1 rRNA gene is annotated in these 1,065 nt (G+C 53.6%); it reads left to right on the plus strand.

Annotated elements, in window-relative coordinates:
* Nucleotides 1-1,065: ribosomal RNA gene (locus R7E42_RS25440) — 16S ribosomal RNA — on the plus strand; the annotation flags it as partial.

Genomic DNA, 1,065 nt, shown 5'->3' on the forward strand with positions numbered 1-1,065 from the left:
TTGACGTTAGCGACAGAAGAAGCACCGGCTAACTCCGTGCCAGCAGCCGCGGTAATACGGAGGGTGCGAGCGTTAATCGGAATTACTGGGCGTAAAGCGCATGCAGGTGGTTTGTTAAGTCAGATGTGAAAGCCCGGGGCTCAACCTCGGAATAGCATTTGAAACTGGCAGACTAGAGTACTGTAGAGGGGGGTAGAATTTCAGGTGTAGCGGTGAAATGCGTAGAGATCTGAAGGAATACCGGTGGCGAAGGCGGCCCCCTGGACAGATACTGACACTCAGATGCGAAAGCGTGGGGAGCAAACAGGATTAGATACCCTGGTAGTCCACGCCGTAAACGATGTCTACTTGGAGGTTGTGGCCTTGAGCCGTGGCTTTCGGAGCTAACGCGTTAAGTAGACCGCCTGGGGAGTACGGTCGCAAGATTAAAACTCAAATGAATTGACGGGGGCCCGCACAAGCGGTGGAGCATGTGGTTTAATTCGATGCAACGCGAAGAACCTTACCTACTCTTGACATCCAGAGAACTTTCCAGAGATGGATTGGTGCCTTCGGGAACTCTGAGACAGGTGCTGCATGGCTGTCGTCAGCTCGTGTTGTGAAATGTTGGGTTAAGTCCCGCAACGAGCGCAACCCTTATCCTTGTTTGCCAGCGAGTAATGTCGGGAACTCCAGGGAGACTGCCGGTGATAAACCGGAGGAAGGTGGGGACGACGTCAAGTCATCATGGCCCTTACGAGTAGGGCTACACACGTGCTACAATGGCGCATACAGAGGGCGGCCAACTTGCGAAAGTGAGCGAATCCCAAAAAGTGCGTCGTAGTCCGGATTGGAGTCTGCAACTCGACTCCATGAAGTCGGAATCGCTAGTAATCGTGGATCAGAATGCCACGGTGAATACGTTCCCGGGCCTTGTACACACCGCCCGTCACACCATGGGAGTGGGCTGCAAAAGAAGTAGGTAGTTTAACCTTCGGGGGGACGCTTACCACTTTGTGGTTCATGACTGGGGTGAAGTCGTAACAAGGTAGCGCTAGGGGAACCTGGCGCTGGATCACCTCCTTA

Source organism: Vibrio sp. Vb1337, from assembly GCF_033338715.1.
GTDB lineage: Bacteria > Pseudomonadota > Gammaproteobacteria > Enterobacterales > Vibrionaceae > Vibrio > Vibrio alginolyticus.